General features: G+C 67.0%; 2 protein-coding genes. Both read right to left on the bottom strand.

Features of this window, described 5'->3' with window-relative positions; all coding sequences use genetic code 11:
• Window positions 1-439, bottom strand: a 439-nt coding sequence (locus ABD401_RS24970; protein ID WP_425566249.1) for a phage portal protein, incomplete at its 3' end; no start/stop codon positions are given.
• Between the two features lie 28 nt (window positions 440-467).
• A partial coding sequence (locus tag ABD401_RS24965) for a hypothetical protein (protein WP_344609939.1) occupies window positions 468-1,405 on the bottom strand: 938 nt, incomplete at its 5' end.

Raw genomic sequence — 1,405 nt, 5'->3', positions numbered from 1 at the left:
AGATCGCGACGGCGTCTCGCGGCGAGTACGGGGTGAGGACCGGCACCGGCTCGCCGGGCTCGACGAGGCAGTACGACCAGCCGTAGGTGAGCGCTGCGCGGTACAGCGCGGCCTGCCGGGCGTCCATACGGTTGGGCTGCCACACCTTGTCCCAGACGTCGGCGTTGGCGCTGGAGACGGCGAGGCCGTCGGGACCGGTCTGCCGGTAGCCGTCGACGTACAGGGCCTGCGCGACGGTCGACACGACGAGGGGCAGCACGTTGAACCGGGCCTGGTCGACCAGGGCGCGGTACTCGCGGGACGCGGAGCGGGGGACGTAGATGTCCTGCTTCCGGTTGGTCATGTAGGCGTGGATGGTGGCCAGCCGCTGCCGCTGCGCGCGGTACTCGGCGAGCAGTTCGGAGGCGGTGTCACCGAGCTCGGTCAGTGTCTTCGGCACGGCGGTCACCTCCTGTTGTGACGGTTGGTCAGACAGCAACGAGCCGGGCGCGGTCGAGCATGGTCGCGCCGGTATCGATGCGCAGCGGCCGGGACAGGTCGATGACCTGGAAGTCCTCGTAGAACACCGACGGGTCCGTGGACGTGTTTCCGGACGCCCGGAACTGCTCGCAGCGGACAAACCCCGCTGTCACCAACGACGTGTCCTGAACCTCGGTCCACGCGGGCTCAGCCTGCCCAACCAGCCACGCCTTGCCCATGATCTTCGAGCCGACACAGCGGAGACGAACGTTCAATCCGGTACCCGGTGTATAGGTCGCATTGAACAGGGTCGAGAGGTTGGTGCTGCTGGTCGCTGTCTTTGCCAGGCTCACCGTCAACGTCCCGGTGGTCTGGAAGTACTCCCCAGAAATCCGATAGCGGTCCCCGCCCGTTGACGAAGTCGCTGCCCGGGCGGCCACGGTGAACGAGTTCGACGCGCCGGTCTGCACCTGAGCGAAATCAACGACCGCCCGAACCTCCACGTCCGACGACGGGGAGGCAATGGCTGCCAGCAGTGACGAGTTCGCGTTTGCCGACAGAAGTCCTCGACCGCTGCCCACACTCATCTTCGACGAGTCCGAGTTGATCCACGCCTGACCGGACGTCAGGTTCCCCCACCCTGACGCGACTGTCCGATCAAACACGTCACTGATCGCAGGCCGCAGCGGGCGGACGAAGAAATTGTCGAACATCGCTGCGAGGTCCGTCGTCGTGTTGCCGGTACCCCGGAAGGCCTGCACCGCGACCCGCGCGCCGTTCGCGATCTCGGTGTCGGTACCTGATGCCCAGTCATGCGGCTCGGGGTCGCCCACCGGCCACGCCTTTGCGCGGATGGTCGGGCCGACGCACTGCAACCGGACCCGGAACATCTCGCCGGCCTGGTAGCTGAACGAGGCGAACGCCGAGACGAGCGTCGAGGCTGTCC

The sequence above is a fragment of the Sporichthya brevicatena genome (assembly GCF_039525035.1).
GTDB classification, from domain to species: Bacteria; Actinomycetota; Actinomycetes; order Sporichthyales; family Sporichthyaceae; genus Sporichthya; species Sporichthya brevicatena.
Note: the sequence above shows the minus strand (reverse complement) of the source record. Positions and strands in the feature narration are given on the sequence as shown.